14 protein-coding genes and 1 riboswitch are annotated in these 21,388 nt (G+C 48.9%); of the genes, 9 read left to right on the top strand and 5 right to left on the bottom strand.

Translation table 11 applies throughout. The annotated features are described in order from the left end of the window. The first annotated feature begins 2 nt into the window (after positions 1–2). Positions 3–2,117, top strand: coding sequence for an alpha-galactosidase (locus C558_RS0115965; protein WP_018757297.1), 2,115 nt, complete (start codon positions 3–5; stop codon positions 2,115–2,117). Positions 2,118–2,169: 52 nt separating this feature from the next. On the opposite strand, the gene C558_RS0115960 is transcribed toward C558_RS0115965, so the two are convergent. Continuing rightward, a complete protein-coding gene (locus C558_RS0115960) occupies positions 2,170–7,239 on the bottom strand; it encodes a discoidin domain-containing protein (protein ID WP_245583819.1) in 5,070 nt (1,689 codons plus the stop codon). Positions 7,240–7,891: 652 nt separating this feature from the next. On the opposite strand from C558_RS0115960, the gene C558_RS0115955 reads away from it, so the two are divergent. From C558_RS0115955 to C558_RS0115925, 7 genes are all read left to right on the top strand, one after another. Beyond that, positions 7,892–8,599 (top strand): response regulator transcription factor, encoded by a 708-nt coding sequence (locus tag C558_RS0115955; protein ID WP_018757295.1) that lies wholly within the window; start codon positions 7,892–7,894, stop codon positions 8,597–8,599. A 5-nt stretch (positions 8,600–8,604) separates the two neighbouring features. Next, positions 8,605–9,840: a sensor histidine kinase gene (locus C558_RS0115950; protein WP_018757294.1), complete on the top strand. Its 1,236-nt coding sequence runs from the start codon at positions 8,605–8,607 to the stop codon at positions 9,838–9,840. 271 nt (positions 9,841–10,111) lie between these two features. Beyond that, on the top strand, positions 10,112–11,371 hold the full coding sequence (locus tag C558_RS0115945) for an ArnT family glycosyltransferase (protein ID WP_018757293.1): 1,260 nt from the start codon (positions 10,112–10,114) through the stop codon (positions 11,369–11,371). Continuing rightward, the gene (locus C558_RS0115940; RefSeq protein ID WP_018757292.1) at positions 11,355–12,107 is read left to right on the top strand and encodes a glycosyltransferase family 2 protein; all 753 of its coding nucleotides are present in this window, start codon (positions 11,355–11,357) and stop codon (positions 12,105–12,107) included. Before C558_RS0115945 ends, C558_RS0115940 begins: the two co-directional genes overlap by 17 nt. Continuing rightward, entirely contained in the window at positions 12,097–12,501 is a 405-nt protein-coding gene (locus C558_RS0115935; RefSeq protein WP_018757291.1) for a DUF2304 domain-containing protein, read from the top strand. The genes C558_RS0115940 and C558_RS0115935 overlap by 11 nt, the downstream gene beginning before the upstream one ends. A 1-nt stretch (position 12,502) precedes the next feature. Further along, complete coding sequence (locus C558_RS0115930; protein WP_018757290.1) at positions 12,503–12,847, top strand: EamA family transporter; 345 nt, start codon at positions 12,503–12,505, stop codon at positions 12,845–12,847. A 36-nt stretch (positions 12,848–12,883) separates the two neighbouring features. Next, entirely contained in the window at positions 12,884–14,665 is a 1,782-nt protein-coding gene (locus C558_RS0115925; RefSeq protein ID WP_018757289.1) for a stalk domain-containing protein, read from the top strand. Between the two features lie 58 nt (positions 14,666–14,723). Here the strand turns inward: C558_RS0115925 and add are convergent, their stop codons facing one another. Continuing rightward, positions 14,724–15,716: an adenosine deaminase gene (gene add, locus C558_RS0115920; RefSeq protein ID WP_018757288.1), complete on the bottom strand. Its 993-nt coding sequence runs from the start codon at positions 15,714–15,716 to the stop codon at positions 14,724–14,726. A 68-nt stretch (positions 15,717–15,784) separates the two neighbouring features. After that, positions 15,785–15,883, bottom strand: a riboswitch (purine riboswitch). Positions 15,884–16,185: 302 nt separating this feature from the next. On the opposite strand from add, the gene C558_RS0115915 reads away from it, so the two are divergent. Further along, positions 16,186–17,760, top strand: a complete 1,575-nt coding sequence (locus C558_RS0115915) for an FAD-dependent oxidoreductase (protein ID WP_018757287.1) — start codon at positions 16,186–16,188, stop codon at positions 17,758–17,760. Positions 17,761–17,849: 89 nt separating this feature from the next. Here the strand turns inward: C558_RS0115915 and C558_RS0115910 are convergent, their stop codons facing one another. The 3 genes from C558_RS0115910 to C558_RS0115900 form a co-directional block, all read right to left on the bottom strand. Next, complete coding sequence (locus tag C558_RS0115910) at positions 17,850–19,340, bottom strand: extracellular solute-binding protein (protein ID WP_018757286.1); 1,491 nt, start codon at positions 19,338–19,340, stop codon at positions 17,850–17,852. Between the two features lie 89 nt (positions 19,341–19,429). Then, the gene (locus tag C558_RS0115905; RefSeq protein ID WP_018757285.1) at positions 19,430–20,353 is read right to left on the bottom strand and encodes a carbohydrate ABC transporter permease; all 924 of its coding nucleotides are present in this window, start codon (positions 20,351–20,353) and stop codon (positions 19,430–19,432) included. Positions 20,354–20,367: 14 nt separating this feature from the next. Beyond that, positions 20,368–21,327 carry an ABC transporter permease gene (locus tag C558_RS0115900; RefSeq protein ID WP_018757284.1) on the bottom strand — a complete coding sequence of 320 codons (960 nt, stop codon included), beginning with the start codon at positions 21,325–21,327 and terminating at the stop codon, positions 20,368–20,370. Positions 21,328–21,388: the final 61 nt, after the last annotated feature.

Here is a 21,388-nt window from a genome sequence, read left to right as displayed (position 1 = left end):
TCATGATTAAACATGATTCTGAACGCAAAATATGGGTACTTGAGGGAGATTGCTTCGCATACGCATTGGGGTTAAGTAAAACAGGGACAATCGTTCAAACCTATTTCGGCGAAAAGCTTCCATACTTGTCAGATTATCCGGAACCTGAGCTTATCGCGGAGTATCCATATTCGGGTGGCAGTGAAGTATATCAAGAGACATTTATGGGCTTTGGAAAAGCTACCTATACGGAACCCTGTTTGAAGGCAACGTTCGAAGACGGCGTCAGAGACTTAAAGCTGGTTTTCATCAATTTCAAGATTTCGGACAGCGTTCTTTCATTTCGAATGAAAGACTTTTTTTATCCACTTGAGGTTATCCTGCATTATAAGATTGTTCCAGCGTATAATCTGCTCGAATTGCACAGCGAAATAATAAATTCTGGAAGTGGAAACATCCAATTGGAGCAAGTACTATCAGGTTCCCTATATGTACCACGTGATGAACCTTACAGATTAACGTACCTATCGGGCAAATGGGCAGGCGAAACGCAGCTTAGTCATACGGAGCTCCCGGATACCAAGCTGGTTCTGGAGAGCAGACGAGGCACGACCAGCCATTTTACCAATCCGTTCTTCATGCTAGATCGTGGCGGCAATTCTCAAGAAGATCATGGCGAGGTTTATTTCGGAGCATTGGCATTCAGCGGAAATTGGAAAATCGTGTTTGAGAAAGACAGGCTAGGTATGGTCAAGATAAGCGCGGGAACGAATGATTTCGACTTTGCCTGGAATTTAAAGCCCGGTGACAACTTCGTTACTCCGATATCCGTCCTTGGATTCGTAAAAGAAGGCTTTGGTGCCGTCAGTCGAAATCTGCATCGCTACCAGCGGGAAGAAGTTCTTCCGGCCGAACACCGTTCAAGTCTTAGGAAAGTGCTCTATAACTCTTGGGAAGCCACCTCTTTTGACGTCAACGAGGATCAACAAATCCATTTAGCAAAAATCGCCGCGTCGATCGGCGTAGAATTGTTCGTCATGGATGACGGCTGGTTTGGAGCAAGAAACTCCGATAGAGCTGGCCTTGGAGACTGGATCGTCAATCCCGACAAATTCCCGAATGATCTTCAGAATTTAATTCAGGAAGTCAATGCGTTAGGCATGGATTTCGGACTTTGGATCGAACCGGAAATGGTTAACCCCGATAGCGATCTATACCGAACGCATCCGGACTGGGTTTATCACTTTCCAACGAGAGACAGCACACTGATTCGTAATCAGCTCATTTTGAATTTGGCTAGAGCCGACGTACGGCAGTATCTTTTCGAAAGCATCAATCGTCTACTAACGGATCATAACATTCGATTCATCAAATGGGATATGAACCGCAACTTCAGTGAACCTGGTTATCCGTCAGCTCCGAGAGAAGAACAGAAGGAAATTTGGTTCCGGCATGCGGAAGGTGTATACGAAATCGCTCGAAAACTAAAGCAAGCCCATCCAAATGTTATATTTCAATCTTGCTCCGGCGGTGGGGGACGGGTTGACCTGGGCATTCTACGTTACTTCGACCAAGTCTGGACGAGCGATAACACCGACGCTTTCGACCGATTGAAGATTCAAGAAGGCTTCTCTTATGCTTATTGTTCTAAAATTATGGAGTCATGGGTCACCGATGAAGTAAGTTGGATAAGTAGTCGCAAGCTGACATTGGCTTATCGTTTTCATTGTGCCATGATGGGCAATTTGGGTATCGGTGATAATTTGTTAAAATGGAGTCCCGAAGAGCAGCAAGAGGCCCGCGAACTCATCCATTTATACAAGGAAATCAGACATATCGTTCAAGATGGAGATCAATATCGGCTTAAATCACCTAGTGAAGGCCCGCTGGCATCGGTGATGTATGTGGGAGAACAGCAAGAAGAAGCCGTCGTATTCGTTTTCTTGCACGCAAGGAACTTCATGAATCATCTTCCTAGATTGCGACTGAAGGGGTTGCGGGGCGATTGGCTCTATCAGATCGATGGGGTGGAACAGCTCTTTAGCGGGCAAGCACTAATGGCTATCGGAATCAAGCTTGAATTCCATGGCGATTTTCAAAGTAAGGTTATCCGTATAAGGAAAGTTGAAGCTCCGTAATCGAATTGGATTAGAGAAAGAGGCTCATATGCATGCATATGAGCCTCTTTCGTTATTGCAGAATCGCTTTGGCTACGATTGCAAGGTCTTCAATATCTACTTTACCATCATGATTGACATCCGCTTTCGGATTCCAGCCCGGCTGACCTTCTTGCTTGCCGTACGCTGCCGCAACAATCGCCAAGTCTCCTACTGTGATGCCGTCTTTGTCATTGACATCTGCGGATATTTTCTTGCTTTCAAACACTTGAATTGCTGCTTCCAATGCCGCCTTCGCGCTGTCCACCTGCTGCTGCGTAGCATTCGGATCGCTTGCTGTCGCACGCGCCGCATCGATTGCCGACTGCAGTTGAGCTTTAGAGCCAATTGCATACAGACCGTGCTCGTTGCCTTCTACAGCTGCATCGTGCTTAGCCTGAGCACTAGCAATCGCAGTATTCAAGCCTGACTTATCTACAGCGATACTGATTTGCAGTTCGTGGGCAGCTCCGCCTACCTGAAGCTCATTCCCTTCCCTATTGGCAATGACAACATTTCCTACAGAAAGGGTCGTTTCGGCTTCCCGTGCAGCAGATTTGGCCGTAAATGTGAAGGATAACACATCGCCTTGGGCTTGCACGCCTTGGTTGGCACCCACGCTGGCAGCCACAATTCGGATATGTCCCGGCATCAGTTCCTTCTGTTCGATGACCTTAAATCCATCTTTCAAGGATGTAACCGAGTCGAGTTTCAAATTCGTCGAATCATAGTGAAGCGTCAAATCTTGCGCATACATGTGCTGATATACGCTTTCCTTAACGCCGCTTAGTCCCATTGTTATATCGAATGTTTGGTCAGGAGCTACTTGATGGGCACCTGTTAATGAGGATTGCGGCTGTGTTGATGCTGGAAGCACCGTCACTTGAATGCTTGTTGTCAAGGCTACGTTGTTCGGGTTATCTACGCCATCCGGCAAGGTTACGGCTCCATCCACCTTGAAGGTCTGTTCTGCCTTCACAGCCGGATCATAGCTTGAAGCCACTACATTCCATGTCACATTGGCATTCATGCTTCCTGTATCCGTAACCAGTTCTACCTTAGCAGGCAATCCGAGGGCTTCCGCCGTCTTTGCCGTTCCGTTCGCCACGCCTGTGATTGCTGCAGGTACTGTGATGGTTTTCAACTCCGAATCCCGATATACCTTCAATGCATCCAATACCATCCAGTTCCCCGACCTCTTTACAACTTTGATCGTATGAGTTCCACTCACAAGACTCTTGTTGCTGTATATGACCCCCTGGGCAGTATAGCTTGGAGCGGTTCCGCTTACAGTTTGCATAAGCTTGCCGTCAATATAGACTTCCTGATTCCCGATATCTCCGTTCTTAACACCGATATAATCTATACCCGTTCCGGTAAACGTATATTGGAAGTAGTCACCATTACCTTGAGTTTGGTGCACATCGTTCATATAATCGCCTTTCCCTCTGTATTGGGAGTAAGAAAAGGATCCGGTATAGAAAATGTTAGAATCCGTGTCGTTAACCATCTGAACGGCATTGACAGAGTTTACAGTTACGCTAATACTTGTTGTCAATGCTACATTGTCAGGGTTTATAACGCCAGACGGCAGAGCTACAGTTCCATTGACAGTGAAGGATTGTGCAGTCGTCAGAGCAGGATCGTAGCTCGAAGCCTCTACATTCCATGTCGCATTGGCATTCACTATTCCTGCATCGGTAACCATTTCGACTTTAGCAGGCAGTCCAAGGGCACTGGCTGTCTTCGCCACTCCGCTCTCCACCCCTGTGACGGCAGCTGGCGGTGTGATTCCAACAAGCTTCCCCGTTATTGGTGCAAGACCTATATTGATCTCCGCAGCCGATGCCCAGCCATTTATGCCCGCAGTTGCTTCGAGCTTGACATATGATGCATTTACCGGTGTAAAATCTGCATTTTTCTCCGTGTCGTCATTGGCCCAGCTGCCACTTGCAACTTTGGTAAAAGTCGCCCCATCCGTACTTACATATACATTGTAAGCTGTAATATTCCCATTGCCGCCGCCTGACCTTGGCAAAACCATAACTTTGTTGATCTTGTTGGTTCCTCCAAGTTTTAAGGTAATCGATTGCGGGAGAACGTCGGATTTGTCCCACTTGGAATGCCACATCGTCTGAGGGTTTCCGTCAATCGCCATGGATGCCGCATTATTATCGCCGATCGTCTCCTGACTTGTGGCCGTTGCCGTCATTTGAGACTGAGGAATTATGGCAGGTTTTATCGTTACACTGATTTGTCCGGATGCCACAGTCGTATGACCTGACATCGCTTTCACAGTGATTACTGCTGTTCCTGGTGAAACCCCGGTCACAAGACCGTGACTGTCAACGGAAGCTACAGTAGAGTCACTGCTGGTATATGACATCGAAGTGCCGGATAAATCCGCTCCGGTGTTGGAAGCTAGCTGAACCGAATCCCCCGCCGTTAATTTTGTGTTTACGGCATTCACGAAGATTGGCTTAGGATAAGAAATCGTCCTCTTATACTGGTCAGGCGTTGTTCCCGATTTAACGATTACGACGTCTTCCCCTACAGATGTCTGGAAGCTAAGCAATCTTCCCGTAAGTGTCTCAGCGATAACACCATTCCGATATAAGTCAACGCTCTGCGCGGCTCCCCATGGGTTGTTAAGATCGGCGGTTTGCCCGAGACTGGAGTAAATTTCGACGAATTCAATGTTTTGCGATCTTTGCGATGCCGTGACTGTGAATCCTTTTTTAGCTTGCAGTTGGAACGCAGCATCAATATCCGCTGGCCACGCTCCAAATGCATGAATCACAGGGTTTTCGCCCGGACCCTTGGCTAGCGACTGAAGCAATCCGTTCAGTATTCCCTCTACAAATACGCCGTCTTCCTGAATAGACATCGTCTGTGTTCCGCCGTTCGTGGACGGTAGACGGTTCGGATTGGACACTTCAAAAGTTTGCCATTGCTTCAAATTCGAAGCCAGCCCCAATTTCACCAAGTCGCTGCGACCCATTCGGGCTGCATCGGTCATAAACCTGGACCAAGAGCGTACGCCTAGACCTGCAATTTGACCATTCATATAGTCCGTATATGCTTGCTGCGTTTCCAACGTATTCATGTTCAAGTCCCATGCATTTAGGTTAACGCCGCTTGCCTTGGATTCAAGATTGACCTGATCGAAATCAAGCAGTTCTACCTGGTACTCATCCCAGACCGTCGGAGCGCTCTGTAGTAAATAAATGATGGGGCTTCTCCCCAAAGCATAAGTCGGTTTACCATCCGCTCTTGTTCTCTTGAGTATCGAGTTCGAATCGCTGCTCAACGGATTCGGAGCCAAGTTGTCGAGGATATCCTGCCACAATGGGATCAAATCCGAATCGACATTTAATAACTGCGCTGCTTTAATCGCTGTCGGCAAAAGACCTCGGATATAGTTCAAGTCATTCAAGATATCGTCGGCTCCCCAGATCGTTTCCGCAAAGCCCGTCTTGTAGATGTGATATTTATTATCGGGTCCTTTCTTCAAGTTCGGGAATGTACGGTAGAACTCCGCGGCTCCTTTGATGACCGGATATGCGGTAGTACTCAAATAATCGAGATCCATCGTGTACAAATACCGATCCCAATACATATTCGCGATGTCGGCAGCGTCGTAGACGAGATGGGAATGCCAACCCGATTTCCACTGTCCTCCCGTTCCATCTATAGACCATCTTGAATCCGCACCGGCAATTCTTTTATTTCTGAAGTTCTTTACCTCCGTCGTGAGGTCAAGACCGTTTAACAAGCTATTCTGTAGCGAAGCCGCGATATTGTCCGGCAATACCTCGGGTCCGTCAAATGGCGATGTCTCGGGAATATAGATCCCTTGGCTCCCCCACTGCTGCTGGGCTGCTGTTCTGTATTTATTCAGATTTCTTGTAATCATGTTCAGGAACGGATTGAGCAGATCCGAATGATTTCCGGTTTCCAGCCCGTAATAAGATCTGCTGTCATTAAAAATCCAGTATTCCGTTCCCCACATTGCCTTGCCGTTATCAGTGTTGAATAGTAGCCCATTAAATTTAGCAGGATATTCGCCTCTAAAGCACGAGGCCATGAGGTAATAGAAATTTACGAAATGGGCGCCATAATCTTTGTCGTATCCCGTTCCTTGAACGGCCGGGAAAGAGACGAACGACTTGGACCAATAATCGTGCCACCATGCCGTGTGGGAGGTATATATATTGGTGTAGCCGGCGCTCTTAGCATGATCAACCGCTGTCGTTGCGCTTGCTGTCACATCATCTGTACGATTCATGCTTGCAGCACTGCCAATCAAAATGGTAAAGCTTCCTGTGCTTGCTGGAATGGAGAGCCTCATCGTTTTGGCATCCAGCTGACTTGCCGTTGCCGTTCTTCCTGCTACGTCGATGACGGCTGCCGACATATTGTAGAAATTGTTGATGGGGAGGTTGGTATCTGTAGGTTCTTCGTACTTCTGAGTAAGAATGATCTTGTCGTTGTTCTCGCTAATAACCGAAGTCGCTGAGTAATTGTTTTTGGTTTCTAGCGGCCCCGACCGGGTCATGGACAGATCAATGTTGATTGGTGTAGGCGTCGTGCGGGTGTCGTTCACCTGAATGGCAATAACGTCTTGATCGCTCCATGCCAGTATATCCGCGGTCAAATTCGTTCCTTGGATGTTCTCTGTCGCGTTATACATGGAGAGATACTGCGGAACGTTATCGGACGGGAATACTGTTCCACCGAAATCGACGCTTACGTTGCCAACAGCACCGAAGTAATCACCGTGCAGGCTTGTCGCGGACGAAGCCCCATTGTGACCAAATACATCAACTCGGTTGACTTGCGTTTTCAACTTCGTCGGTTCCGTCCACACCAAGCCGCCTACGCGACCATTGCCAATCGGCATTCCCAAGTAACTAGCCGATACTTGTTTATTAAAATAAAGGTCTGCCTGCGAGACTAGACTATCATAATCCACGTTCAACATCGATGATTGTCCTGGGCCACTTGCGGCATGTGTAACGTCTGGCTTGGCCAGATCCACGCTGATAACCGAAGTGGAAAGCAGCGTAAACGCAAGGGATTGAATAAATAATTTGCGCATCATCTTGGACACCAATAAACCCTCCCATAATAGAGATTGCTTTTATTGTCAGTGAATTCTGGTGAGCGAAATTCGAGCTTACTTGAAAGAAATCCCCCTTTCTATTTTTTAAGCGCTTACAAGCATGAGAAAATAAAAAGGATCATTTTAGAACGATCGCGGCCCTAACAATTCCCCTCCTTGATCATATATCCCTTTATATGAGGAATTACATGGATAAAACTAGCCTGTTGATGTGGACATTTTTGTAATCCCCTTCGTATGACACCGCTCGAATATCCGCTTCAATTCATCAGAAAAAAGCCCCTCTGAATATAGGGACTATGAATAAAAAAAGAGGGGAGACAATCGTCTCCCCCGTCTAACAAAACTTCCATTCAAACAAAATGCAAAGTAATTCTTTTATTGCAGAATCGGAATCGCTTTGGCTACAATTGCCAGGTCTTCAATATCAACTTTACCGATTATAATCGTATCCGTTAGCTCCCCCTATCTAATTTTCAACCACAGAATGATGCAGAATGCTCACATCATCAACCAGGAACTTAAGCGAATGTTAAGGATTTGATGACCTACCTGTTAAGGGTTATGGTGTATAATCCTATGTATAGCTAACGCTTAGTTCTTATATCATTCAAAGAGGTGTAAATACAGCATGTCCAGAGAAGCCATTCTTCTCGTTGATGATGAGAAAGAAATCATTAAACTGATCGAAGTTTATCTTAAAAATGAAGGATACGTTCTATATAGCGCAGCTAACGGCCTAGAAGCCTTGGACATCCTGCGCAGCCATCCGGTGGATCTGATTATTCTCGATGTCATGATGCCCAAAATGGACGGGATCCAAGCATGTATGAAAATCCGCGAGGAGAACAATACCCCGATTATTATGCTGTCGGCGAAAAGCCAGGATATCGACAAAATTTCGGGCCTTAGCATCGGTGCTGACGATTATGTCACCAAGCCGTTCAATCCCCTGGAACTGGTCGCCCGGGTCAAATCTCAGATCCGCCGGTACAAGCTGTTGAACTATCGCAGCAAGCCCGCTGAAAATGAGATCGTCATCGACGACTTGGTCATCAACACCGCAACGCATACCGTTACGGTTGAGGATCAAGAGGTGAAGCTGACGCCCCGTGAGTTCGATATTTTGAAGCTGCTTGCTTTCAATCAAGGAATCGTGCTCAGTATGGACAAGATTTATGAAGAAGTATGGAACGAGCCTTTCATGGAATCGAAAAACACGGTCATGGTCCATATTCGCAAACTCCGTGAAAAAATCGAGAAGGACTCCCAGCACCCCGATTTCATAAAAACCGTATGGGGCATCGGCTATAAAATGAAATCGACGAAGGAGGTGTAGCTGCCATGAAGACCAAGATATCCATCGGCATACGCTGGAAGTTCCTTGCAGTAATCGTCGCTTGTTTCGGACTCACGCTGCTGTTCGTCCTGCTCGGCCGGCTGCTCGTCACCTATTTGATTAATTATCCCCCTTATAACCGGCCCCTCATATGGGTGATCAACCATATCGGTTCCCAGCCCACGGCCGTGGTATTAGGCTTAAGCTTTTTTGTGCTTCTCTACGTATACGCCACTCGGCCGTTCGTACGGAATGCCAAGGAACTTGGCGCTGTTCTGGAGGATATGGCGAGCGGCAGGCTTCACGCTTCCACTGATGTCAAAACCGCCGATGAACTTGGTACGATCGCTGAGAATATCAACAGCTTATCCGAACAGATACACTCGTATCTTGAAGAAATCCATTACGGATTGACCGAAATCGCCAAGGGACATTTCGATTATCAAATCCCGGTCAGGGAGAACCATGAGCTCGGCCGGATTGCGGACAACATCAACGCGATGAGCGAACAGCTGAGCCGTTCCATTCAGGAAGAACGTAACGCCGAGAAGACGAAAAACGACTTGATTACAGGCGTTTCCCATGATCTGCGGACCCCGCTGACCACTATACTTGGTTTCCTAGAAATCATTGATAAGGACCGTTATACCGATGAGGTGGAGCTCCGCTATTACATGAATATTGCCTATGAAAAATCACTCACCCTCAAAAAGCTCGTCGACGATCTGTTCGAATATACCCGGATCAACAACGGCATGCCTCTTCATTTGCAAGAGCTGGATGTGGGCGGGTTCTTCAAACAGCTAGCTGAAGAATTCGTTCCCACCTTGGATCATGCGGGCATGGCCCTTCAAATTCACGCCCCCAAACAGCCGGTGACGATACGCGCCGACGGGGATCACCTGGTGCGTGCGTATGAAAATCTGGTTTCCAATGCGATCAAATACGGAAGCAGCGGCAAGCATATCGACATCTATATCGCTCAGGAGGACGGGCATGCCAACGTGCGCATCTGCAACTACGGGGAACCGATTCCAAAGCAGGACCTTCCTTTCATTTTTGATCGCTTCTACCGCGTCGAAAAATCCCGTTCCAAATCGACCGGCGGCACCGGACTCGGACTGGCGATCACGAAGAGCATTATCGAGGTACACGGAGGACAAATCTCCGTAGAGAGCTCTACCAAACAGACGGTATTTGAAACCCGGTTTCCCGCTGCAGTCCCGTCGCCATTAGATTGAAACGTACGATCATTGAAGCATGCAATGACAGCTCTCGCCACTAGGCGGGAGCTTTTTTGCGTTCACGCTTACCGCCATCCTTCCGATTAATAATTACCAAAATCCACTAAAATACTTAAGCATTTGTTAAGCGTTTGGGTAGTCGCCCGTTAAGAAGTCTCCGGTACTCTGGATACAGATAAAGACATCTCCATCGGACGAATCATCCCGATACTTTGAATGTCTATAGAGGAAGGAGTACGAATCTCGAATGTACACAAGAAGAACTAGAATGTCCAAGGCTTCACCCACTTATAAAAAGCCGCTGCTCGTCATGTTGATCTTGTTGATCTTCACACTGGCAACGTATTTGCGGCTCGATTTCCTCATCTCGGTAAACCACCATGTTTCACACGATACCAAAAACTACGACGTGATGGTCCGACAACTGCTGGAAAATGGGATTTACGCTTATAAAGACACCGAGCCGAATGCTCAGGTTACCCCAGGATACCCTCTGTTTATGGCAGCGGTGTACAAACTGGTCGATTACCAGCACCATGACCCGTTCCCACACATCAGATATATCCAGTTCATCATGAGTCTGGTCACGCTATGGCTGACGTACACGATCACACGCAAGCTGGCCGGAACGAAGGCAGCCATCATCGTGCTGCTGATCTGCAGCGTATACCCGCCCTTTGTCTGGAGCAACGGAGCCATACTCACGGAGATTCTGGCCTGCTTTTTCCTAATTCTCTATATTCGCTTGCAATTGGCGGCCTTTGAGAACAAGACACTGACGCTCGCTCTCCTTAGCGGAAGTGTCATGGGTCTGCTGGTACTGACCCGACCAGAGTTTCTAATCTTAATTGTACCGGTGTACATATTTCATTTTCTCTGGAAAAAGGAACATCGTATCACGCTAAAGCTGCTGCTATTCACCTGCATCGGAACAGCCATTGTCCTCTCGCCATGGGTGATTCGTAATATCGTCTCCCTGCACGAGGTGGTTGTCGCTTCGACCCAGGTTAATCCTTTTACGGCCGGCACCTACCCGGACAAAAACTACGAAGACGGCCTGGTCGACCGCCATGGCAAAACTCAGATGGAAGTCGCCAAAGAGCGGCTGAAAATCGGCTTTACGCAGCATACCTGGGAATTTATGAAGTGGTACACCGTCGGGAAGCTCAAGTACATTTATTCAAATATGTACTTCGGCAGCGGCCACGGCCCGCTATACCGCGTACTTCCGAGTCCGCTGGGCAGCTTGCTGCATTTGGCGCTTGTCTGGTTCTGCCCGATTGCCTTAATCGCAACGTTTCGTAGGTGGAAGCAGCCTTTAACGCTGCTAATGCTGATCGTCGTCGTCATGACGGTCACCCGTCTGGCATTCGTGCCCGAGTACCGCTACAACTACACCGTCATGCCGCTGATTATCATGATGGATGCGGTGAGCGCTGCGGCGATCCTCCGCTCCATATGGATAAAATTAACCCAGTCATTAACCCGCTCACAGAAAGGAGACGTTTCTCATGTCGAACCAAACTGAAATCCATAATCAATCCCTCAAGGTGCTCGTCATTGTGCCTGCCTATAACGAAGCCGAGGGCATCGCACAGGTCATCAACCGGCTTCGCCGGGAAACGCCTTACGCAGACGTTCTTGTCATCAACGACGGGTCCAGCGACGCGACCGGCACAATTGCCAGGGCCTCCGGGGTCAACGTCATCGACCTCACCTGCAATTTGGGTATCGGCGGTGCTGTTCAGACCGGATATCGCTATGCGGCGGAGCATCACTACGATTATGCTGTGCAAATTGACGGCGACGGACAGCATAGCCCGTCCGATCTGGGCCGGCTTCTGTTCGCCATGTTCGATACCAATGCCGACATGGTGATCGGCTCCCGGTTTATCACCAAGGAAGGCTTTCAATCCACCTTTGCCCGTAAGATGGGGATCGGTGTCCTGTCAACCCTCCTGAGCGGGTTGACAGGAAGGACTGTAACGGACCCTACTTCGGGCTACCGTCTGTGCGGAAGACGAGCCATCTCCCTCTTCGCCCGGGAGTACCCGACCGATTATCCCGAAGTGGAGGCATTGATGTTGCTCCATAACCGGGAGCTGTCCTTTACCGAAATTCCGGTTGTCATGCATGAACGTCAGGGCGGCGTATCGAGCATATCGGCGCTAAAGTCTGTGTATTACATGTCCAAGGTCATCCTGTCCGTCCTGCTCATGAAGACGATGAAAAGGAAAGCGTGGGAAAATCGCTATGAATCTTAATATTTACCTCATCAGTTTCTGCATTAGCCTGGCGTTCGCCGGCACGATTCTAGTATTGATCCGAAAACGCAAACTGCGGGAGCAATATGCGCTTCTCTGGCTGCTGATGAGCTCGGTCATGATGGCACTGTCTCTGTTCCCGTCCTTGCTCGACGTTGTCGCGCAGTGGATTCATATATATTATCCCCCATCCCTGCTTTATTTTCTAAGCGTGGTGGCCGTGCTATTCATTCTGCTCCATCTGACGATGGCCGTCTCTTCCCTTACGCATCGGGTCATTATTCTGACCCAGACGCTGGGCCTTCAGGAGCAGCGGATCAAAGAGCTCGAGGCCCTGTCTGTTCAACCGACACAGGCTCACTCCCACATCCAGATGACAGAGGTGATTCGTTGACATGGCGTACTCGATGCTTATGCTCAATATCATTCTCCTTGTTGCGGGGCAGATCGCTTGGAAAATTGGCCTGCAGCAATCCGGGGGCATCCATTTCGGAAATCTCGTTTCGGTCTTGTTCTCGCCTTTGATCCTGCTCGGAATTGCGCTATACGCTTTGGCTACTGGACTGTGGTTCGTCGTATTGTCCCGCCTGCCATTGAGTCTGGCCTACCCCTTGCAAAGTCTGGCCTATGTGATCGGCATTTTTGCCGCCTGGTATGTCTTCGGCGAGAGCGTTCCGCTGAACCGCTGGATCGGGGCCGCCGTCATCGTTCTGGGAGCGGCCATCATTGCTGCAAAATGAATCATTTAATTAATATCAAAGGAGTTATACACTTACATGAAACTGCAAAAAGTCATTTTACTCACTACCGCAATTCTGCTCTCCTCTTATGAAGTACCTTCTGCCTTCGCAGAACCCCCACAGATCGAGTCCGCTTTACAGGCAAACCCTAGTTCCGCAAAAACGATCCTCTATCTGAACAGCAACCGGATCGAGAATAACGGAGCCACCCAGACCTTAAGCGGCACCACGGTGGTGAAGCAAGGCGTCACCTATGTTAGTCTCCGTTCTCTCGCCGGAATCTTGGGTTATACGGTCACCTACGATGCGGCCGCCAAAGCAGTCAACACAGCAGCACCAGACGGCACTGTGGCCCGGTTCCGGGTAAATACGAAGACGTACGAAGTCAACGGAAGCGTGCAACCGATGAGCGGTGCAGCCTACGAGAACAAAGGCGTCCTCATGGTTCCGTTCACCTCGCTGACGGCCGCCTTTCGTATCCCCTATAAGCTCGATGGGGATCGAATCACGCTGTCCCTCGGTGACCCGAATGCGGGCTCGGGTTCGGGAACCGATGCGGGAATACCGCAGAATGAACCTCCCACAGCTTATTTTAGAACGGCTAAGGATCAATATCAGATCGGTGAACCGGTGACGATCTATGACGAGAGTACCGATGACGAAAACGCGATTACTAGCCGGGACTGGGTGAACAACGAACCCGTCTTTTTCGAAGCCGGCATGGTCGAAATCAAGCTTTCGGTGAAAGATAAGCACGGGCTCACTTCGACTTACAGCAAACAAATCGAGATAACGTCCGACGTGATGTACACCAAGGAAGAATACGGCAAGCGCATCGCTCCACCGGGTACCTCTATCGATATTAATGAAATGGTTTTATCCTTTGATGCACTGCCGTATACTTACACGATCGAACCATATATTTTATTCCGCACTAGCGGACCTGAATCCGTCAATGAGGAAGGAATTCTATATCGGGACACCATTTCCGGGCCAACCCGCCTGATGGCTCATCACAAGAATAGTCTCAACACCAAGGCTCGATTTTACTTGATTGCCACCAATCGGAATGACACGGCTGTCTCGATCCAGATTGAAAGCGCAGGCTTAGCCGGTCCGTCTCCACATCCCGAGGTGACTGGACGGATGGCTGGCGCAAGGTATTTGCAGTCTACCCTAACCGGTAATGAACGGTCGAGCCAACAAATAGAGCCAGGTCAGAGTGTGGCGATCTTCCCTCAACTCAATGCTGCCGTTGCTGCTCCCGGAGATATCGTATCGATGAACGCCGATCTGACCAGCGATGGGCCGATTGAATACACTATGTTAATGGTCCGGGCGGATCAAGACCCCATCGCGGCTCTGCCCTCCCTGCCTAACTTGAACCCTAACGAAGCGATCGTCCGCGGAACGTTTGCAGATTCAACCCGAGTGTTCACATATGATGGTATCGTTGGACAAAAGCCGGAACGTCTGCCGCTAACCGATAACAAAACAGATCGTTTTCAGGAGGGGATGGACGGGATCCTTAACACCGTCGCTATTAATTCAGGCAATTACGGCGTGCTGTACAAAATCACCTTGAATCACGTCGTGCCAGGTACGTTGATCGCCTTTAACCCTCGAGGCGGAAGATACTTTGGTTCGGCAAGGGTCAACCAGCAAGTCGTCGATATTAAGTCTAGCGGATCCCAGCAAAGTGCCACGGTGTTGTACCGGACCAAAGACCAGGAGGAGAAAGTCGAAATCTGGCTATCCCCCGCCTCCGGCAGCAATTTGCCGTTTGCCTTGTTTTTTATGCCCCTCTCGAAGAAATAGAAAGAGCCCGTCAGAGCGCAAATGCTTTGACGGGCTTTTCCGGCAGTCTAATTTTCTTTTAATATTGTGCTATGCACCATTCTTTCGTTTCTTGGTCGGCAAAGGATGCTTCTACACTATTTAAATAAATTAGCCGGTAATCTTCTTCGCTTAGAATAAATTCTTTGTCAACTAAATGAATTTCTTTTGCCATTGTAGTATCAGATACTGTTCTGTTATCCGTATTAATTGTCACTTTTATTCCATCTTTATGAAACTTATAAATCGGATGTTCAGAATAATGAAGAACAGCTTTCGTTTGGACATTACTTGTTGGACACATTTCAAGCACTACCTGTCTTTCTTTCACGATCTTATAAGCCTCAGCGCATTCTTTAATAAATACTCCGTGTCCTATTCTTTCAGCACCCAACAGTTCAACAGCTTCTAGAACGTTTCTACCAATTCCCGTTTCACCAGCATGAATCGTGACCCTGTAGCCATATTCTTTGGCTAATGCGATTGGATCTACGAATCTTTCACAAAAACCTTCTTCTTCTGATGCACATAGGTCAATGGCCACTACACCTTTTCCAAGGAACTTTTTCCCCTTTTCAACCACCTCAAATGCACTTTCTACAGACATCGTCCTCATGCAAGACAGGATGATATTTCCCTTTATTTCGTAACAGCTTTCAGCTTCCCTCATCCCCTCTATAACAGATTGAATAACTTCTTCAACATCAAGACCTTTTAATGTGTGAAGTAACGGGGCAAATCTGACTTCTAAATATTTCACATTTTCCCTTGTTGCATCCTCAAATAGCTCAAAAGTAATTCTTCTTAAGTTCTCCTTGGACTGCATGACCAAATTAGGAAGAGAAAATCGTTTTAAATACTCATCAAGGGATTCACATTCTAACGGAGCAATCAGCTCCTTTTGCAGTTCATCCTTATCAAAAGAGGGTAACTGTATGCCTTCCTTCTGGGCAATATCGATAATAGTTTCACCCCTAAGGCTTCCATCCAAATGACAGTGAAGTTCGATTTTTGGCAATGCTAAAAAGTTCATTTTTGACCTCCTGAAATAATTTTTTTACAAAAAAAACCAGAAAAAAATTCCTGACTACGGAGAAAATACAAATCTTGTACTTTCTTCGTAATCAGGAATTTCGGTTCCTGGTAGAGACCTCCAAACCATATTATTGGAGTTATACGAAATTTTATTCAATTCATAAATGTTTTTAAAGGATAATAAAAAAAGTTTAGATTGTCAATATGGTGCCTAACACCAGACACAGGAAACCCTCACATTCTTTCATCATTTTATAAAAAAAAACCCTTGCTAATCAGGTAATAGTTCTTGAAAGCTTAGTTTTTTCGGTCAGTAGTTTTGCCCAACTCCGCATCAAATTACCATAAAAGGTCACCGCTGAACCGTACAGTTCCGCCGCTTTAGCTTTTACACTAGAGATGGCTGCCTTCCGGCTGCCATCTTAGGCATAGATAAAGAAATTTGCAGTAAAAAGGAGGTTTTTCGGATGAGTAAAGAAATGCATGCCGATATCATCATTGTCGGAGGCGGAACTGGCGGTACGGCCGCGGCGCTCGCGGCGGCCAAATCCGGAAAAAGAGTCATTATGACCGAAGAGACCGAGTGGATCGGTGGTCAGCTGACCAGCCAGGCGGTGCCGCCCGATGAGCACCCATGGATCGAATCGTTCGGCTGCACGGCAAGCTATCGAACATTCAGGGATGGAGTCCGCCAGTACTACAGAACCTTTTTTCCTTTAAAGGACGACGGGCGAGGAGCCGTTCCTCTAAACCCCGGCGGCGGCATCGTCAGCAGGCTTTGCCATGAGCCGCGCGCGGCGCTGGCCGTGCTGGAGCAAATGCTGGCGCCATACATCCACAGCGGACGATTGATTATTTTGCACCGGCATAAACTGCTGAGGGCCGAAACGTCCGGCGACCGGATCGTGAGCGTCACCGTTCAATGTAGCGTAACCGGTAATTTGGTTGAGCTCATCGCACCTTTTTACCTGGACGCCACGGAATGCGGCGACCTTCTTCCCGCAGCCGGCATCGAATACGTGACAGGAGCAGAGTCCCAAAGCCAGACAGGTGAGCCCCATGCCGTGGAAGGGGAGGCACAGCCGATGGATATGCAGGGCTTTACCTGGTGTTACGCGCTGGATTATGCAGAAAGTGAAGACCACACGATCGACAAACCGGAGCAGTATTCCTTTTGGCGCGACTATAAGCCGGCGTTTTGGCCAGATCGTCTGCTCAGCCTGACCGGTGTCAAGCCGTCAACGATGGAGCCTGTCTCCTACGAGCTGTTTCCCGGCTTTGGGAAGTTTTCTCTGTACGAATACCGCCAAATTTTGAATCCCTCTCTGTTTCGGGACGGACTATTCGGCAGCCCCGTCACGCTCGTGAACTGGCCGCAGAACGATTACTGGCTCGGACCGGTCATCGACGTAAGTGAAGAGGAACGAAATCGCCATTTGTATGGAGCACAGCAGCTGAGCCTTTCCCTGCTCTACTGGCTTCAGACCGAGGCTCCCCGTCCGGACGGGGGACAGGGCTATCCCGGCCTTCGCCTCCGCCCGGATGTCGTCGGCACAGCGGACGGACTGGCGATGTATCCGTACATCCGCGAATCCAGACGGATTCAGGCGGAATTTACGGTACTTGAGCAGCATGTAGCCACCGAATGCCGTCCGGACGGACGAGCGGAGACGTTCCACGATTCGGTCGGCATCGGATGCTACCGCATCGATCTACATCCGAGCACCGGCGGCCAGCCTTATATCGACATCTCCTCCGTGCCCTTTCAAATTCCGCTCGGCAGCCTCGTTCCGAAACGGATCGCTAATATGCTTGCCGCCTGCAAAAATATCGGGGTCACCCATATCACGAACGGCTGCTACCGTCTCCATCCCGTGGAGTGGAATATCGGAGAAGCCGCGGGATACTGCGCGAGCTACTGTCTCGACCGCGGGCTTATTCCTTCCGCCGTGCGGAACAACAAGACCGAGCTAGTCGATTTTCAGCGGCGGCTCAGCCAAGAGGGCATCGAGCTCGCGTGGCCGTCCATTCACTCGGTTTGAATGGCTGCCCTGACGGCAAACAGAGGCATTCCCCTAGTCCAAAAAGACCGGGGGAATGCCTCTTTAAGTATAATATATCCAACAAGTTTTTATTTTTTCGTCTTATACCACTCATTAGCGGCCTTCACCATGTCGGCTCCGCCTTCCGCGCGCCATTGCTGCAGGAACGTATCGTAGTTTTCCAAAGGCTCGGAACCGCTGATGAATTTCAGCACATTATCATCGAGCAGCGTTCTGAGCTTCAGCGTATTTTTCGAAATGGCATCAATCGGCGGCGCAACGGACATCGGATCAATCACGATAATGCCCTCGGCATTTTTCTGGAACGTTTCAAAATAATTCTGAAGTACCGGATCCTTCCGGACACGGGCCTGCCAATAAATCGGATACTTCTCCTCGTCAACGCCGGTGATGAACGCACTGGCATTACCCAAATCATCATTGAATTTAGGAAGAATCGGATAATATTTGCCGTCCTTCACCTCATGGTGAACGCCTTCCTTACCGATGGCGAGACCTTTAAAAGTCTCCGGCTCCAGCTTCGCGTTCAGGAATTTCATCGCCTCTTCCTTGTTTTTGGAGGACTTCGGTATGGCAATGAACCAGTTGGTTTTCGTGTCAACTCCGGTGACAGCTTTACCATCTTTCCCTCTCAAATAAGGGATAACCGTTACTTTGGCATCCGGAAAGTTCTTATTCAGCGCGGAAATCGTGCTGCCCGCGTTCCACCAGGCCAGCTTGTAAACGGCCGCCTTGCCGGTTGTAAATTTCTCTATTGCTTTTTGCGCTGTGTTAATCGGCATTTCCGTATCCAGCAGCCCTTCCTTATACAGCTTGTTCATAAAGGCCAGGGTTTCTTTCATTTCCGGAAGCTCGGCCTTGTGCATCAGCTTGCCGTCAACCTCTTTCCAGTCGGTAAGCACGCCGAACGTCGTCGCGATATCGCCATAGATGGAGTCCTTGCTGCCGGTGAGTGGGATAATGTTTTTCTTTTCCTTGATCGTTTTCAGCATATTGTACAATTCATCCGTCGTGGTCGGAATCGACAAGCCCAGCTCATCCAGCCAATCCTGGCGTACGACCAGCTCCTCGCCGACGGTCGCGCCCGTCCCCGTCTCCGGAATGGCGTACTTCTTGCCGTCGATGGTCGCGCTGCCCCACGATTCCGGTTTGATCGCCTGATTGATGTAATTGCCGTGAGCGGCAAGAAGATCATCGATCGGCTCCAGCGCACCCGACGTCGCGAGATTATAGAATTGTTCGGAACTCAGCTTCATCACATCAAAGCTTTCTTTGTTGGCCATGAGCAGATTCAGCTTTTCATTTCCATTTTCCGCCGGCAGCATTTCGTATTTGACGTTGTATCCCGTCTTCTCGTTAATGTACTGGCTGATATACTCCTTGGCCGGATCAAACAGCCCGTACTGCATGATCATGCGGATCTCCTTCTTGCCGTCCCCTCCCTTCGTCCCCTCTGAAGAGGCTCCTGGCGACTCCGTCTTTGAAGCTCCTCCGCCGCAGCCGGACACCGCTAGACTCAGACCCAGCAACGCGACAACCATCGATTTTCTTTTTCTCATGCGTTAACCTCCTTGGAATGGGATAACCGTTACGCCGAACCCTTGTGTAAGAGGGCATCACCGCCTTTATGGAATGATCTGTACCCTCTTCAGCCCTTGACTGAGCCGACAAGTACGCCCTTGACGAAATATTTCTGCAGGAATGGATATACGAGCAGAATCGGGATGGTCGCGAGCAAAATGGACGACGCTTGAATCGATTGCGGGGTCATGTTAATAGCCAGATCCACGTTATTTTTCAGAAAATCTCCGCTGGAAGAAACGATCAACTCCTTCAGGTACAATTGGAGCGGCTTAAGCTCCGGATCGGTAATGTAAATCATGGCGGTAAAATAATCGTTCCAGAAGGCAACCGCAAAAAACAGCGCGATCGTAGCGAGTACCGGTAGGGAAAGCGGAAGCATGATATGAATCAAAATCCGAATATTTCCCGCGCCGTCCAGCTTACCGGATTCCTCCAGCGAGTCCGGCAGCCCCTCGAAGTAATTTTTGATGATCAGCATATTGAAAACGTTTACCATTGCAGGTAAAAATAAAACCGCGAATGTGTTGACCAAATTCAGGTTGTGCATAAGTAGATACGTTGGAATCAAACCGCCGCTGAACAGCATCGTGAACACGAACATGAGCAGCAGCCATTTACGCCCGCGCAGCCGGATCTTGGAGAGAGGATAGGCGGTTATCGTGGTCATGATCAGACTAAGCCCCGTCCCGATCACCGTCAGCAGCACGGATGTTTTCAGGGAAGTCAGGAACAACGAGTCCTGTAGAACGTATTTGTAGGTGTCAAATTGAATGCCGACCGGGAATAGCCCGACACGCCCAGACACCACCGCATCCTCGCTGCTGAGGGATTTTGCCAATAAGTTAATAAAAGGAACCAGTGTCGTAATCCCGATCAAGATGAAAACGCAGTAATTGAATACGGTAAAAACTTTCTCTCCCGTGGAAGATTTGATGGCGTTAAGCCCTGCACCTGCGGAAATGGTTTTTAAATCGAGATCCTGTCTCATCGTGCTCCCCTCCTTTACCAGATTCCCCGTTGCAGGTATTTTTTGCTGAGCGCGTTGCCGACAATGACCAGCGTGAACGAGATCACAGCTTCGAAGAGCCCGACAGCCGTCGTAAAGCTGTAATCCTGATTGCCAAGGCCCTGTCTGTATACATACGTGCCGATGACATCCGAAACGTTATACACCACCGGGTTGTACATGACCAGGATTTGCTCCGTTCCCGCTTCCAGAATGTTTCCCAGGCGCAGGATGAACATGAGAATGATGATCGGAGCGATGCCGGGAAGCGTAATATGCCACAGTTGCTTCCATCTGCCTGCCCCGTCGATTTTGGCTACCTCGTACAGGGTCGGATCGACCATACTAAAAGCAGCAAGGTACACGATCGTGCTCCATCCGGTTTCCTTCCATCCAGCCGAGGTAACCAGCACGCTTCGGAACACGCTGTTATCCAGAAAGAAAGCGACCGGCTCCAGGTTGAGCGATACCAACAGCTTGTTCACCAAACCGCCGTTCGTGGACAACAGATCGATGAACAGGCCGCTTACGATGACCCAGGATAGAAAGTGCGGCAGGTAAATGACGGTCTGTACCGAGCGCTTGATTATCATGTTCTTCATCTCATTCAGCATCAGCGCCACGATGATAGGCAGCGGGAACAGGATGATGATTTTCAGCAGGCTGATGATGACGGTATTTTGGAATACCCGTGCAAAGTCCGGTGAGGTAAACAGCTTCTCGAAATGCTTCCATCCGACCCAGGGGCTATCCGCAAAGCCGGCAAATATGTTGAAGTCTTTAAACGCGATCGTAATGCCGTACATGGGCGTGTACTTAAACAGCAAAATAAACAGAACCCCCGGAACCAGTAGCAAGTACAAATCCCATTCCTTCCAGATATCGCTCCACAGCGAGGGAAAATATCCTCGGCGGTTCGGTCCGGGTACAGGCAGTTTCTTCGATCCTGGCTTCATGCAATTCCCCCTCTGATGAATGAGCACTAACTTCTAACTTCGATATCTAAAATTGTAATGC

The organism is Paenibacillus terrigena DSM 21567, assembly GCF_000374845.1.
Classification (GTDB): domain Bacteria; phylum Bacillota; class Bacilli; order Paenibacillales; family Paenibacillaceae; genus Paenibacillus_K; species Paenibacillus_K terrigena.
This window is presented reverse-complemented; position numbering and strand designations above follow the sequence as displayed.

Bases quoted from the DNA above. Each gene is read 5' to 3' on its own strand.
- C558_RS0115965 (WP_018757297.1), top strand. From the start codon at position 3: ATGATTAAACATGATTCTGAACGCAAAATATGGGTACTTGAGGGAGAT.
- C558_RS0115960 (WP_245583819.1), bottom strand. From the start codon at position 7,239: ATGATGCGCAAATTATTTATTCAATCCCTTGCGTTTACGCTGCTTTCC.
- C558_RS0115955 (WP_018757295.1), top strand. From the start codon at position 7,892: ATGTCCAGAGAAGCCATTCTTCTCGTTGATGATGAGAAAGAAATCATT.
- C558_RS0115950 (WP_018757294.1), top strand. From the start codon at position 8,605: ATGAAGACCAAGATATCCATCGGCATACGCTGGAAGTTCCTTGCAGTA.
- C558_RS0115945 (WP_018757293.1), top strand. From the start codon at position 10,112: ATGTCCAAGGCTTCACCCACTTATAAAAAGCCGCTGCTCGTCATGTTG.
- C558_RS0115940 (WP_018757292.1), top strand. From the start codon at position 11,355: ATGTCGAACCAAACTGAAATCCATAATCAATCCCTCAAGGTGCTCGTC.
- C558_RS0115935 (WP_018757291.1), top strand. From the start codon at position 12,097: ATGAATCTTAATATTTACCTCATCAGTTTCTGCATTAGCCTGGCGTTC.
- C558_RS0115930 (WP_018757290.1), top strand. From the start codon at position 12,503: ATGGCGTACTCGATGCTTATGCTCAATATCATTCTCCTTGTTGCGGGG.
- C558_RS0115925 (WP_018757289.1), top strand. From the start codon at position 12,884: ATGAAACTGCAAAAAGTCATTTTACTCACTACCGCAATTCTGCTCTCC.
- add (WP_018757288.1), bottom strand. From the start codon at position 15,716: ATGAACTTTTTAGCATTGCCAAAAATCGAACTTCACTGTCATTTGGAT.
- C558_RS0115915 (WP_018757287.1), top strand. From the start codon at position 16,186: ATGAGTAAAGAAATGCATGCCGATATCATCATTGTCGGAGGCGGAACT.
- C558_RS0115910 (WP_018757286.1), bottom strand. From the start codon at position 19,340: ATGAGAAAAAGAAAATCGATGGTTGTCGCGTTGCTGGGTCTGAGTCTA.
- C558_RS0115905 (WP_018757285.1), bottom strand. From the start codon at position 20,353: ATGAGACAGGATCTCGATTTAAAAACCATTTCCGCAGGTGCAGGGCTT.
- C558_RS0115900 (WP_018757284.1), bottom strand. From the start codon at position 21,327: ATGAAGCCAGGATCGAAGAAACTGCCTGTACCCGGACCGAACCGCCGA.